Raw genomic sequence first — 13,819 nt, 5'->3', positions numbered from 1 at the left:
ATCAGTTGATTGCAAGAAATCCTTCAAAGCAAATGTATTTCTGGGTACTCATCACATCCTTGAAACCGGCCCGGGCTAACATATCCGGATTGCCTTGGGTCGAAAACGGCTCCAGCACGCTTTTCAGACTGCGTGCCTTTTCGGCGTCGATGCCAATCCAGCGGGCATCCGGTTTCCCGGCATTGTGCTTTGCCAGCTGGTGGATCAGCTCCCCTGTTGATGTGCCCATTTCATAAAGAGGTACTGATAACTTGATGTGATCAACAAAAGTATCGGGATCACTGCCCCCGAAGGTCCAATTCGCATTCTCAGCGGCTATGTTCTGGCCAACACCCATACGCAATGTCTCCTCGCAAACAGACAGGCACTCGAAACAAACGGCCAAACTGCAACTTCCGATTGATAATGCGTGCCTGAACTTGGTACAATAACAAGCCAAAGCTACACGAAACTTTCTGACCATCGAAGGAGAAATATGGCTGGGCTCAGCTTTCTTCTATTTTTCCGTTCAGATGCGGTTCGCAGATATTCTAAATTGAACAATTCGGCAAAATAGTTCAGATTGTTTCGCAAATTTGCGACGGATAGTTGCCCGCCATGTGAGTAAGGCAGTTTCGATTTCACCTAAAGACGGATTGGTTTGGTGCGGATTTGCATCAAGGAACCCCGCAGACTATGTCTGGAGCGGGACGGAGACCTCAGAAATTTTGGAAGTCCACCGCGCTCTCCCAGACGCAGATTCGTCTTATTTAAACGATTCCGGTTCTCAATGCGGAAACAAAAATAGTTACATTCGACTATTGTGCTGCGTAAAGCAGCTCAATGCCCAGAAAAAGACACATTCTTTCGAAAAATCCTTCGCAATCAAATTGAAATGAATTATGAATGACTTCAGTAGGTGCCCTGCCGGGATTTCGAGCGGGTTGTGTGTATAAAAATCAAAGGTGGGACTTTGCATGTTTAGAAGTTTGAAAATGATGGCGGCGGGGATTGTTGCTGCTGTGATGATGGCTGGATCGGCCAGCGCGCTGACCTCGGTGACGGCAGGCGGCAGCTATGACATTAAATCGGATACGGCCTTTATCGGATCTGTCTCCACACTCGGTGGGCCTGGTTCGTACTCGGTCAACTTCACATCTCCGGTTGATCCGCTAATAGCGACGGCAAATGCATCGGTCACCATTCGGGTACTGGGTGCGTTCACAGGTCTGACCATGAGTTGGGTTGACGCGGCAAACCCCGGCAACGTTTTGGCAAGCACAGCGGTTCTGGGCGGCATCCAGACCACGCTCAGCACATTGTTTAGCAGCGTGAGCCCGAACTCCCTGAGCCAGAACCTGGTGTTCAGCTGGGCTAATGCGCAAGCGACGACGAATGGTGGTCCGATCAGCTTTGACTTTGACGTAGCTGCGGTTCCACTGCCCGCAGGTGGTCTGCTGCTTTTGACTGCGCTTGGCGGTTTGGCCCTGACGCGCCGCCGCAAAGTAGCTGCCTGAACGGGCGCGCAAACCCGACAGATTAAGACAAGGGGCTGTGTTTTGCGGCCCCTTTTTGTTTGGCAAGCTCAGATGTCGCCACTCGCTGCCTGGCGCAGCATCCAGATCATCCTCTGACATCTAAGCCGGAACAACGTGGCAATCGCCCGCCAGGTTTCTCCTGTCGAGGCCAATTTGCCGCTGGAGATGACTTTTGGTGCATGCACGATCGCACTGGCAGGCATGGCCAATCCACGGATTGCCCATCGCAGCCGCGCGCCGGGGTTGGTGCCATGCAGCAGATACGCCTCTTGTGTCGTACGCTGCCACTTGGTTTTGAGCGCGGCCCAGTCCTGACGGGACGGATGGCTGACGCGAAAGTCGTCCCGGTATTTCAGGCTGTAACCGCGCGCGACCGCGCGCATGGTCCATTCCCGATCTTCCGATACACCGTTGACGAATCCGCCGATCGCATCGAACACATCCCTCCGGGTCAACAGGTTTCCTGCGCCGGAGAACCCCTGAACCTCGATATACCTGCGGAAGTTGAATGCAAAAACAGCCTCGAACGCTTCTGCGCCGCTGCGCGGGGGTGGCGTTTCGTCAAAGACATCTACCCGGCCACCAATCAGATCGGCCTGATCCGCGATCTGGCGCCCGACGGTCAACCAGTCCGGCGCGGGCACACAATCAGCATCGATGAAAAACAGTCGGGGCGCTTTGGTTTCGGCAACCCCGCGGTTGCGGGCATGGGCCGCGCCCTTTTGGGGTTCCACAACAAAATGCACCTCGGGAAAGGTCTGGCGTATCGTGTCCAGCGATACCGGAGAGTTGTTGTCAACGACGACGATTTCCGTCGCCGTCAAATCATTCTCTCTGAGAGCCTGAAGGCACCGTTCCAGCCGGGGCAAATCGTTATAATGGGGAATAATTACCGCATCAGTCGGTACAGCGTCAGTAGGAGCCGTACTCATTGCCAAAAGTCCCGCTGATGTACCGACATTTATTCAACACAATACCCATGACGCTGGTCAGTTCTGCCAGTTGCCGCTCAGCCACGTCGATATGATCAATGCTGGTCTCTTCGGCTGCTGCCAGAAGCAGGGCGCAATCAACATTCCTAAGAAATCCGTGGCTGTCATCGCTCATCATCAGGGGGGGGGTGTCGAACAGAATGATGTCGGGTTTGTATTCTGCTTCGAGTTGTTCGAGAAATTCGATTGTCCGGCGGCTTTGCAAGACTTCCGCCGGGTTGCGGGTGGACGTGTAATTAAGTCCGAAGATGACGTTCTTGCCATAACGCTTCGCATGTTCGTGAAACGGTACGGCCCCCTGAATGACGTCAGCCATGCTGTAGCTGCCGGTTTGCTTCAGAATCTCAGCCAGCCCCCTGCGCCGCATATCGAAATCGATCACGATCGTGCGCAAATCTTCCTGCCGCCCCAGGCTGAAGGCCAGATTGGCAGCTGTCGTGCTTTTGCCGCATCCACTATAAGGGGAAGTCAGCGCTACCCGATGCCAGTTATTGGAAAGGGTCTGCTGCAGCATCTTGGTGCGCAACATGTCATAGGGCGTTGCGTCCGCGCCCCCATGGAATGACATCAAACGGTTGCGAGAGATAAGGCGTTGCTCGATCTGTATCTCTGGCACAGCCAGCCAAATATCTTGATCGCCGCTTTCTTGCGGTGCCGGGGACTTCTGTATGTCTGCGGGAGGCACAGGCTGAAGCTGCTGTCGGCTGTTGCGTTCTTCACGCGCTTTCTGAATAGCTTGCTGAAGACGGTCCATTACAAATCCACCAAATCAATCGAAACAATACTCACCAGAATGTCTCCAGTTTATCCATGACCCTCTCTGCGATAAGATCGAGGGGCAGATAATAGGTGTGCACCGTCCAGACCGCAGCGGGAACCCCGACTAGAATGGCTAATATGATTCCACCCCATACGGTTCGCTGCAGGATAACTTCACCCCTTGAAGGGGCATAGGGAATGGTGGCAATCGGCCAGACCTCAAGCTTGCTGATCAGGTCTTCCGGCCGACGTACAGATCGGTTCAGGATTTCCAGCAGAACCACAAGCCCCAGCCCCAGCCCCAGCCCGAAAGCGGCCCCGCCCCCGGCGATCATCAACCGGTTCGGCTTGGCCGGTTCGGTTGGCGTGGACGGATGCTCAATCACGGAAACACGCTGCCCCTGGGACGTGACCTCGATCCGCTCCCCGGTCGAGGCCGCGGCCAACCGGCTGACTGCAGCATTATACTGGGTTTGTATGTTGTCGTGTTCGCGCTGCAACTCTGCAAGAGTGATAGCATTCGCCGGTGTCTGGTCAATTGTCAGGGTCAGCGCATCAAGTCGACTCTGCGTCACGCGGCGCTGATCCTCAAGCGCAGATATCTGCGTGTCAACCTGAGCCAGTTGCAGATCAAGAGTTGAATTGCCCGTCTGTGTGCTAGGTGAGGCTGGAGTGGTCGCCTGTTCAGAGGCCACGACCTGTTCAAGCTTTCCGATCCTGGCACGAAGCAGTTTGATCTGTGGGCTGTTCTCGGAATAGACCACCAGCTGACTGTCGAGCTGGGTTTGTAGCTGATTGAGCTGTTGTTGTGCCGGGGTCTGGTTTTGCTGCAGAGGGCCGACAACCTGCCCTGTCGAACTGAACACCCTTACAAGTTTTTCCCGCTGAGCTTTGAGGGAAAATATCTGCTGATCCGTCTGTTCAAGATTGGTTTGCAACGCCCCTTGTTGCGCCAATCTGAACTGCAGACTGTCGGGGAGCGCATCGGAGTTGTCATTCTTAAACTCAAGAATGCGGGCGCTGCGTTTGCTCAACTCGTCGTTGAGGCGGTCGACTTCCAGTTGGAAGAAGGCCAACGTATCGGTCGCGCGTTCCTTGCGGTACGCGACATCCAGCTTCTGGATCTCCGTCAAATACGCATTCAGGACGCCAGCCGCAATCGGGCCGGTCCGCGCCTCGAAACTGATTGTCATCAGGTTGGCTTGATTGAGACCACCGGAAGTCCAGATCGAGGTGTTCTTGCGCATGGCTTTGACAATTTGGTCAGGGCTTACCTCATCCTGGTTAGGCAGCACCTGAAGCTCACGTGCGATCTCCAGAAGGACCGGACGGGTCAGCAGGCGCTGTTCGATAATCTGAAGCTGTTCCGCCGCAGGTGTGGTGACAGTACTGGCCGCCAGACTGCCCGGAATCTGGGGCGATTCAACTATCAGGCGCATTGTCGAAACATATGTGGCTGGCAATGTTCTGGCGACAATGAACGAGGCCACGGACACGATCAGGGCGACGACCAGAAAATACGGAAACCGCCGCAGGAAAATGGAGAAATAGTAGCGTGCAGGACCCATCTTAGACCGTCAGCTCCTTCTCAAGTGAGTTTCCGCCAAAGAACACGCCATCATCGATCACCTGATTGATGATGGTTTCGTCGACCTTGTCCGCTTCATTTGTCCAGGCATAAAGCAGGGCAAAGTCGCAGAACTGATTGACCAGGCGCGGCACACCGCGGGTCTGCTGAAAAATCACCTTGCAGGCGTCTTCTGTAAACTCACCGCCGGACCCGCCAGCCGTTTTCATTCTGTGTCTGATATAGGCTTCGACGGACGATTCATCCATCCGTTCCAGGTGAAAACTTGCGGCCACGCGCTGCGTCAGCTGGCGCATCTTGGGGTCCAGAACCATGTCGCGCAATTCAGGTTGGCCAACCAGAACAAGCTGGATCAGTTCGTCCGTGTTCGAGTTGATATTGGTCAGCATACGGATTTCTTCCAGACCTTCGACTGTCAGGTTCTGCGCTTCGTCAAAGATCAGGACCACCCGCCGCCCTTCGGCATATTCCGCAACCAGAAAATCCTGCAGATCCCGGAACAGCTGAACATAGGGGGCGTCGTTGTTAATTGGCAGGCCCAACGCGTGCAGAACCCATTGCAGCAGCTCTCCGCGACCACCCTGCGCATTCGAGATCAGCCCAACGGTGATCGACTCTTCCATTTCACTCAGAAGATGCTGCACCAGAGTTGTTTTCCCAGCCCCGATCTCGCCTGTCAGCACTGTAATGGGTGCACAGCTCATGATGCCGAACTGCAGCACCGAATACCCACGCTTGTGCAGCGGTGACCAGTACATGAATCCGGGGTCCGGAAGCAGTGTGAAGGGCCGCCGATCGAGCCCGAAATAGTCTAGATAAAACCCGTCACTGGACGCCATTGCACCTCGGCTGCCTTCCGCCTTGTCAAACCTCGTACCGGCCCCCTGGAGATTATCCAAACTTAAACTCTGAACCACCAGAAATCCCTTACATAAAGAACACGTCACATAAACAAAAAGTACTTGGGTACTACTTTGCCACAAAATCAAGATAGCAGGCACCACTAAACTGCACACGCGGTGAATTGACCTGCGGCCCCCTTCAATCAGAAATATTTCTCGCAATTGTTTCCATCTACGCCTTTGGAAAAGGTCCGTCGATGGCGCCTTGGCAATCTGGCTTGAACACGAGTCAAAAAGGCCTCCGGGAGGTCAAAGTTGGCTCCAAAAGCACAAAATTTAATCCATTGTACCCAATGGGGAAACAGAAACCCTTGAACTTTCAACAGACCAGTTGAGCAAAGTTTCACGATCCTGTTGGAAAACTCTCGTACTAAGTCGTTCTGAGGTGTCCTTGCCAGTATTATTGTTTTGCAAGCCAAGCCGAATTTGTTAACACTTGATTACGGGAAAGTGGCCTCGCGAGTGAGTGAACGCAGGGTCGAAGTGGCATAAAAATATAAGATTTTAAGTATATGTAGTTGAGGTCGAGCGTGTTCTGTTCCTGAGTTTGGTAAGTGGTTCGTGAGTATTTGTGTGTGTTGGGGGTTTAAATAGTGACAAGTCATTCAAAAGAAGTGGCCAACGCTGGCGCGGGCTACTCTAGCATCTCTGTTATGCCAACCTCAGTTCAGTATCCGGGGTTCTACAGAGGTGTGGGAAAACGCATCTTTGATATCGCGTTTACACTGCTTGCAGCGCCGTTCGTCGTTCCGATGGTTGTGCTTCTGGCCGTATTTCTGGCCAGTCAGGGCGTAACACCATTTTATCGGCAGGAGCGGGTTGGCAAGAACGGCAAGAGCTTCAAGATGCTTAAACTGCGCACGATGGTGCATGACGCTGAAAACATACTACAAGAGCATCTAAAAACAAATCCTGAAGCCCGCGAGGAATGGGACCGCGACCAGAAACTGCGAAATGATCCGCGTATCATCAAGTTCGGGACGCTCTTGCGCAAATCTTCGATGGATGAATTGCCGCAATTCTGGAATGTTTTTGTCGGCGAAATGTCGATGGTCGGCCCTCGCCCTATGATGGTGTGCCAGAAAAAGCTTTATCCAAACAACATGTACTACAGAATGCGCCCCGGCATTACCGGCTCATGGCAGGTATCGAACCGGAACAACTCGACTTTTGCCGAACGCGCGCAGCATGATGTGGAATACTGGAAGGACATGTCATTCAAAACGGATATGCAGATTCTGTTTCGGACAGTTTTCGCGGTTCTGCGCGGCACAGGCTGCTGAAACTGAGGTGTGCAACCGAACCGATTGATGGGTTGCATGCTTTTTCGTACGTTTTGCGGGAGAATAGCAATGGGCAGGATCGTACCCCAAGTTGGTGCACGACTGGTCGTCGCCTTTTTTGCCGCGACGCTCTTGCTGAGTGCGTGTGACTCGGCTGAGGAGCGGGCCGAAGCTCATTTCCAAGCGGGGCTGGCTCATCTGGAAGCCGGTGACGTCGAGCGCGCACTTGTTGAATTCCGGAATGTCTTCAAACTGAATGGTCAACACAAGGAAGCTCGCCTGACGTTTGCCCGGCTGGAGCGCGAGCGCGGCAACATCCCTGTTGCATATGGTCAGTATCTGCGGTTGGTGGAACAATATCCAGACAACCTTGAAGGTCATCGCAACCTTGCCGAGATGGCTCTGGAAGTAGGTAACTGGGAAGATGTCAGGCGCCATGGCGCATTGGCGAGTGCTCTGGCGCCGGATGATGCCCAAATCAAATCTATCAACAATATGTTGGCTTACACCGACGCAGTTCGGGAGGGCGATTTCGCGAGTGTGGACTTTCTCGTACATACGTCCCGCGAGATGATCAAAAGCAATCCGGAACTGATGACCGCGCGTCAGGTCATAATTGACCACCTGGTCCGCGATGAGGACTGGCCCGGCGTTCTGCAGGAAACAGAGGCGGCAATAGCCATCGATCCAATGGAAGCAAGTCTTTATGGAATCCGGCTCCGCGCCCTTCAGGAACTGGATATGCCGGCAGAGATCGAGGCTTTGCTCAGGCAGATGGCTGTGACATTCCCTGACGATGAAGGCGTCGAGCAGTTGCTTGTACAGCATTATATCGACCAGGGGAATCTGAATGCGGCAGAACAGATGCTGCGCGCTGAGGTGGATCCGCAAGCCAAAGATCACATGCCGGCACAGCGGCTGATCGCCTTTCTGAATGACAACCGCGCTTCTACAGCGGCAATTTCCGAGCTGGATAGGATCATCGCCGAGGGTGGTCCCAACACGTTCCATTTTAAGACGGTGCGTGCAGCGCTGAAATTCCGATCAGGTGATAAACAAGCCGCAATCTCCGAGATGCAAACACTGCTTGAGGGGGCGGAAAGAAACATACAGACCCGGGCCAGTGAGGTGGAGTTTGCCCTCATGCTGTTCCAGTCTGGAAGACCCGATGAAGCCCGGCTCTTAGTCGAAAAAGTCCTGTCCGAAGATGCAGCCCAGGTTGGTGCGCTCAAGTTCAAAGCGTCCTGGTTGATTGATGAGGACAAAACCGGCGATGCGATTGTGCTTTTACGCGAAGCGCTTGGTCAGGCACCCCGCGACTCACAGTTGATGACTCTGATGGCTCAGGCGCATGAGCGTAATGGAGACAGGGAACTGATGGGCGAAATGCTGGCGCTCGCGACGGAAATGTCCGCCAATGCACCGGACGAAACGCTACGCTATGCCCGGTTTCTGATGGAAGAAGGTGATCTGGAAATCACCGAGCGTGTTTTGGCCCATGCCTTGCGCCAAACCCCGGAACACCCCGAACTTCTGTTCCTGCTGGGTGACGTGCTTCTGAACATGCAGGACTGGGATCGGCTGGGCACCGTCCTTCTTGCCATTGGGGACCTGGACAGCCCGGAAACACGACGTGTCGCCAACGAGCTCAGGGCCCATATGCTGGCAGCACAGCAGCGCACAGAGGAGTTGACCTCTTTCCTGAACGAGTTGGCGGATGATCCCGAGTTTGGCCTGCCCGCCGATATCGCGCTTATTCGCCTGATGCTTACAAAAGGGCAGACGGCAGAGGCATTCGCCCATCTTGACCAATTGCTTTCTGAGGACCCGAATTCTTTGCCAATTCGCCTGATCAAAGCACATGCTCTGATCGGTGAAAACAAACGCCGCGAGGCCGAGCAGCTTTACCGCGCCATTCTCGAGGATTATCCGAACACAACACGGGCGTGGACTGCCTTGCACGAGTTGGCAACGGAACGGAATGCCCCGGATCAGGCCAGCGAAGTTTTAGCCAAGGCATTGGCTAATCTGCCTGAAAGCCCGGACCTGCTCATGCTGCAGGCGGCGGAATACGAACGCACTGGGGATCTGGATCAGGCAATCGAAACATATGAAAAGCTTTATCCGATCACCAATCGGTCCCTGGTTGTGGCCAACAATCTCGCAAGCCTGCTGACGACGCACCGCACCGATGACAGCAGTCTGCGTCGTGCACAGGTTTTGGCGCAACGTTTGCGCGGCACACAAGAACCCGTGTTTCAGGAAACATACGGTTGGGTGGCCTACCGGATGGGAAATTATGAAGAGGCGGTCACCTATCTCGAACCTGCGGCGGCGGCATTCCCTGAACATCCCCTGGTTCTGTACCATCTTGGGAAAACATACGCGGCCTTAGAGCGGAGCGAAGATGCTCTGCGTTTGTTTCATAAAGCCAGGGCTTTCAGTGACGCTTCAACGGAAGTTGCATCATTGGTGGACGCTGAGATTGAACAGCTGAATGCTGCACCGGACACCAGCCATTAGGAGGGGGTGGATGACGCCGCTGCATTTCTGCCGCATCTTGCATGTATCAGACTCCTTGTAGATTGTTTTGCATCCCGTAGGGCGGCATAAAGAAAGAAAGTGAGAGATTTGAATATGCGTACAGTTATCGGATCATTGATCGCCCTTGTTATCACCATGATTGCGGCCACCGTATCATGGGCGCAATCATATCAAATTCAGCCCGGCGATGCGTTGCAGGTTGAGGTTCTTGAAGACCCCACCCTGAACCGGACCATTCTGGTCTTGCCGGATGGATCCATCAACTTCCCGCTTGCCGGTTCGATCCGGGCAGCTGGTCAATCTACCAGCGGGTTGAGCTCGTCTCTCTCATCGGCGCTGGCCTCGAACTTCAATACGCCGCCAACGGTCTTTATTTCGGTGGCGGCGCTGGCTCCGCCGCCGCTCCTGGGTGGGCAGGCCGCATCCGGGCCAACCATCGATGTTTTCATAATGGGTGAGGTCAATGTACCCGGGAAGCACCTTGCTACTGAAGGTACAACCATTCTTCAGGTTTTGGCTCAGGCTGGCGGCCTGACCAATTTCGCGGCTCGCAAGCGCATCGAATTGCGCCGGGCTGACAGTAAAACAGGCGTGATGAACAGATACACTTACAACTACAACGGATCGGGCGGTGGCATCCAAGGCAATACAGTGCTTAAACCCGGAGACGTTGTTGTCGTACCAGCACGCCGCTTGTTCGAATAGGGGCTGATACAGGTGGGGAAATCCAAGAACAGGCTGTCCACCATTCTGGGGGGCGGGATCGCTGTCATAAGTTCGTTTACACCGGCCGTCGGGCAGCAGGCTTCGACACAGCAAACATCCGTGCAACAGACAACAGTCGCATCAACGGTTGTGCAGCAAACACCCAGCCAGCAATTGATCTCACAACGGGCCCAGAGAAACCCGGCCCGAAGGGTCGGTCTTCCGACCGGTCAGCAGGTTGGGACCGGGACCGGCCTGAGTGTGACCCTGGATTATCTCTCATCGCTCAGGCACGATAGCAATCTTCGCCTGACCGACCCTTCGCTTGGATCCACGACCTGGTGGGAAAATACGCTGGCTCTGGGTATTCTGAAGCAGACCTCGGATTCGAGACTATCGTTCGATCTTTCCGGGCTGTACCGGATCGCCAATGAGCCGATTATTGGAACGGAATCCAGTTTTTCAGACCCGTCTGCCCGCCTGTCGTATCAGCGGGCACGCCTTAACAGCCAGCTTGACTTTCTATTGGATTACCGCGAACAGGATCTGGCCTTTAACCGTTCACTGACCGACACCAATCTGGATGGCAGGATTGATGCCGCCGATGTAACCGGAACCATTGGAGATCAGGTCAACACCCTGGGCAACCTGGATTGGCAAACCGGCCTAAATGACCCAATCGGGTTCCAATTCATCTACAGCTATCGCGAACGCACCTATACAAACACAATCGATCCGAACCTGTTCGACAATAAATCAAGCGATTTCTCGGCGATCACGACATTGCGGGTGTCACCGGTTTTTCAGGCAAACTTGCGTCTCGGCTACACTGACTTCTCTGCAGAAGACAACGTGCGGACCGATCAGCAAACGACGGTTGTGACAGTAGGGGGGACCTATAACGTATCTCCCGTTACCACCGTCAGTGCGAATATCGGCTACAGTCAGGTGGATGAAACACTGCGTACGACCAATACCAACACTGTGACCGAGGATTTCGTCTGGGATTTCGTCTGGAACAAAACCTTGTCAGACGGCTCGGCGGATTTTCAGATTGACCAGACATTCGGGGTCAATGGGTCGCGGATAAACGCAACCGCCGGTCGTAGCTTCCAGCGCGCAAATGGAGTGTTGAGTTTCAATGTGGGCCTGTCCAGAGGACCATTCGACGAGGTCACGCCGATCGGGCAACTCGACTACAGCTACCAGCTGGCCAGTTCTCGGATCGGGGCGACGTTACAACGCCGGGTCGGCACCAGTACGCAGAGCATAGAAACACGCGAAACACTGGCGTTTCTAACATATGACTATTTCATCAACCCGGTATCGGGGCTGTCTTTCAGCATCGATTACATTGATCAGGAAGATGAGGGAACCGGCCAACCCAATCCACGCCAGCGTGGTACGTTCAGTGCATCCTATACACGGGCTATCACAAAAGACTGGGCTGTAAACGTAGGGTACCAATATGAAATGGATGACCAGAACGGTTTTACGGCAACGTCGAATTCGGTCTTTATGACTTTGGGCCGGCGCTTTTCTCTCAAACCCTGACTTTCGTTTGCGCGACTCGCGACATCAACAATCAAGATATTTTGAGATCAATGTTTCGAATACTGATCGAAAATGTCTGAGCTTTGGCCGTCACAATTCCAGGGCCTCTCATATTATGCATGATGGTTTGTGATGCATCGTCTCGATTCGAACGACAGCCGCAGCAAAATGCTTGAGACGGCCCGAAACGTCCTGCCTGCCATCAACGCTGCGGGGCTGTTCTGGTTTGCCCTGTTGCTGCTGGGGTCACTTCCCGTTTTCTGGATCGGCATTGTCTCGCTGGGCGCGGCGTGGAGCACGCCGGAATACAGTCACGGACCGCTGATCCCTATCATCTCGCTGTACCTGTTCCTGCGTGAACTACGCGACATGCCGCCGCCCAATCCCATCGTGCGCGACCGTTGGCCTGGCGTGGCCGTGATTGCCGGGGCCCTGGCCATCGCCATTCTGGGAAATCTGGCCCGAATTCCGGATATCGTCACCTATGCGATGATCATCTGGACCGGTGGCGTCATGGTGACCGTCTTCGGCTGGCAACGCGGGAAATACCACCAATTGCCCGTAATCCATCTGATCTTCATGCTGCCCCTGCCCCAGTTCGTCTACTGGAAGCTCACGATCTTCCTGCAATGGATATCGTCCGAGCTGGGCGTCTGGTTCGTGCAGCTCGCCGGTGTTTCGGTCTTTATCGAAGGCAATGTCATCGATCTGGGGGTCTACAAGCTGCAGGTGGCCGAGGCCTGTTCCGGGCTACGCTACCTGTTCCCGATCCTCAGCTTTTCATACCTCTTTGCCCTGCTCTACCGCGGCCCGATCTGGCACAAGGTGGTTCTGCTGGTCTCGGCCGCGCCGCTGACCGTTCTGATGAACTCCATCCGCATCGGCGTAATCGGTATTCTGGTCAATCAGCATGGCATCGAACAAGCCGAAGGGTTCATGCATTTCTTCGAAGGCTGGATCATCTTCCTGCTCTGCGTCGCCATTCTGTTTCTTATGGCACTCGGCTTGCAGCGTCTGGCCCCCGATCCGAAACCGTTCACCGAGGCAATCGATCTGGATACCGAAGGGCTGGGTACCGTCGCATTGCGTATCTTTGCCATCCGTGCCTCAGTCGCGCTGGCTCTCGCGGCGCTTTTGACGCTTGCGGTCTCGGCCGCGTGGACACTGCGCCCCGCCTCCGAGGTGACGCCCATCGAGCGGGACCCCTTTGTCCTCTATCCGCGACAATTGGGCGACTGGTCCGGCTCGACCACCAGCCTTGATCCCAATGTTGAACGAACTTTGGGCGCCAGCGATTACCTCCATGCCACTTATATCGACAGCGGATCGGGTGATTTCGTGAACATGTTCGTGGCCTTCTACGACAAGCAAACCGAAGGCGAAGGCATCCATTCACCCGAGGTTTGCCTGCCCGTAGGTGGCTGGGAAATCTTCAGCCTTGAGCCATATGAGATCAATCCGGGCGACACCCCTTACGGCAGCTTTACCGTCAACCGCGCGGTCATCCAGAAAGAGCTGTCAAAGCAGCTTGTTTACTACTGGTTCGAACAGCGCGGCAAACGCATGGTCAACGATTTCCGCGCCAAGATGAGCGTTATTCAGGACGGGTTCACCATGGGCCGGACCGACGGCGCATTGGTTCGTTTTGTCACCCCCATCCTGCCCGGCGAAACCGAGGCGGACGCGGATGCACGACTGCAGCGATTCATGGAACCCAGCCTGAACCGCCTGCCACGGTTTGTGCCGTTTTAAGGAGGAGATTCAGCGCTTGGGTCTACGAGCCTGCGGCCAGATCATCGCAGTCGGATTGCGAGTGGCTGCGGTAAGAAAAATAGATTGCACAATGATATGTTATTGATACCTGATGAAGCAGTTTTTAGTTCTTAGTATATGGTTGGAAAAGTGCCCGCGGCAGAAAAGTTTACGACACCTCAAAGCCGTTCTCTGCGACCAGTTCTGGCACTGACTCTGTTTG

11 protein-coding genes are annotated in these 13,819 nt (G+C 54.5%); 6 read left to right on the top strand and 5 right to left on the bottom strand.

The window, feature by feature from the left end; genetic code table 11:
• Window position 1 precedes the first annotated feature (1 nt).
• Entirely contained in the window at window positions 2-337 is a 336-nt protein-coding gene (locus tag ACR0DS_RS15925) for a hypothetical protein (RefSeq protein ID WP_480560177.1), read from the bottom strand.
• Between the two features lie 619 nt (window positions 338-956).
• On the opposite strand from ACR0DS_RS15925, the gene ACR0DS_RS15920 reads away from it, so the two are divergent.
• Window positions 957-1,496, top strand: a complete 540-nt coding sequence (locus tag ACR0DS_RS15920) for a VPLPA-CTERM sorting domain-containing protein (protein WP_480484434.1) — start codon at window positions 957-959, stop codon at window positions 1,494-1,496.
• Between the two features lie 68 nt (window positions 1,497-1,564).
• On the opposite strand, the gene ACR0DS_RS15915 is transcribed toward ACR0DS_RS15920, so the two are convergent.
• The 4 genes from ACR0DS_RS15915 to ACR0DS_RS15900 are packed head-to-tail and all read right to left on the bottom strand — an operon-like array spanning window position 1,565 to window position 5,695.
• Window positions 1,565-2,449, bottom strand: a complete 885-nt coding sequence (locus tag ACR0DS_RS15915; RefSeq protein WP_480484435.1) for a glycosyltransferase family 2 protein — start codon at window positions 2,447-2,449, stop codon at window positions 1,565-1,567.
• On the bottom strand, window positions 2,430-3,263 hold the full coding sequence (locus tag ACR0DS_RS15910) for a CpsD/CapB family tyrosine-protein kinase (protein ID WP_480560179.1): 834 nt from the start codon (window positions 3,261-3,263) through the stop codon (window positions 2,430-2,432). The genes ACR0DS_RS15915 and ACR0DS_RS15910 overlap by 20 nt, the downstream gene beginning before the upstream one ends.
• Window positions 3,264-3,294: 31 nt before the next feature.
• Window positions 3,295-4,836, bottom strand: a complete 1,542-nt coding sequence (locus ACR0DS_RS15905; RefSeq protein WP_480560181.1) for a GumC family protein — start codon at window positions 4,834-4,836, stop codon at window positions 3,295-3,297.
• Window position 4,837: 1 nt separating this feature from the next.
• Window positions 4,838-5,695, bottom strand: coding sequence for an ExeA family protein (locus ACR0DS_RS15900; protein WP_209507486.1), 858 nt, complete (start codon window positions 5,693-5,695; stop codon window positions 4,838-4,840).
• Between the two features lie 755 nt (window positions 5,696-6,450).
• On the opposite strand from ACR0DS_RS15900, the gene ACR0DS_RS15895 reads away from it, so the two are divergent.
• From ACR0DS_RS15895 to xrtD, 5 genes are all read left to right on the top strand, one after another.
• Window positions 6,451-7,041: a sugar transferase gene (locus ACR0DS_RS15895; protein WP_480616845.1), complete on the top strand. Its 591-nt coding sequence runs from the start codon at window positions 6,451-6,453 to the stop codon at window positions 7,039-7,041.
• 69 nt (window positions 7,042-7,110) lie between these two features.
• Window positions 7,111-9,564 carry a tetratricopeptide repeat protein gene (locus tag ACR0DS_RS15890; protein ID WP_480560185.1) on the top strand — a complete coding sequence of 818 codons (2,454 nt, stop codon included), beginning with the start codon at window positions 7,111-7,113 and terminating at the stop codon, window positions 9,562-9,564.
• 114 nt (window positions 9,565-9,678) lie between these two features.
• Window positions 9,679-10,290: a polysaccharide biosynthesis/export family protein gene (locus ACR0DS_RS15885; RefSeq protein ID WP_480484441.1), complete on the top strand. Its 612-nt coding sequence runs from the start codon at window positions 9,679-9,681 to the stop codon at window positions 10,288-10,290.
• Window positions 10,291-10,410: 120 nt separating this feature from the next.
• Window positions 10,411-11,844: a hypothetical protein gene (locus ACR0DS_RS15880; RefSeq protein WP_480616843.1), complete on the top strand. Its 1,434-nt coding sequence runs from the start codon at window positions 10,411-10,413 to the stop codon at window positions 11,842-11,844.
• Window positions 11,845-11,976: 132 nt separating this feature from the next.
• Complete coding sequence (gene xrtD / locus ACR0DS_RS15875; protein WP_480560189.1) at window positions 11,977-13,596, top strand: VPLPA-CTERM-specific exosortase XrtD; 1,620 nt, start codon at window positions 11,977-11,979, stop codon at window positions 13,594-13,596.
• Window positions 13,597-13,819 lie beyond the last annotated feature (223 nt).

This window comes from Ruegeria sp. AF5, from assembly GCF_056541905.1.
The sequence above is the reverse complement of the archived record's forward strand: the minus strand, read 5'-3'. Positions and strand labels throughout refer to the sequence as shown.